Raw genomic sequence first — 222 nt, 5'->3', positions numbered from 1 at the left:
AGAGGTCAAAATAGAAAAAAGCACGCTTTACTGAAACTCAGATCGTTAATATCCTGAAACTGGCTGATTCAGGTATAAAAGTTGAAGAAATTTGCCGTCAGAACGGAATTAGCAGTGCCACCTACTACAATTGGAAATCTAAGTATGGTGGGATGGAAGCTAATGATGTTAAACGATTAAAAGAGCTTGAAGAGGAAAATACTCGTCTCAAAAAATTGTTTG

The 222-nt window shown here is 36.5% G+C and carries 1 pseudogene; it reads left to right on the top strand.

The annotated features are described in order from the left end of the window. Positions 1–14: 14 nt before the first annotated feature. Positions 15–222, top strand: a pseudogene (locus YALDO0001_RS19615) (transposase); the annotation flags it as partial.

The sequence above is a fragment of the Yersinia aldovae ATCC 35236 genome (assembly GCF_000173735.1).
Classification (GTDB): domain Bacteria; phylum Pseudomonadota; class Gammaproteobacteria; order Enterobacterales; family Enterobacteriaceae; genus Yersinia; species Yersinia aldovae.
This window is presented reverse-complemented; position numbering and strand designations above follow the sequence as displayed.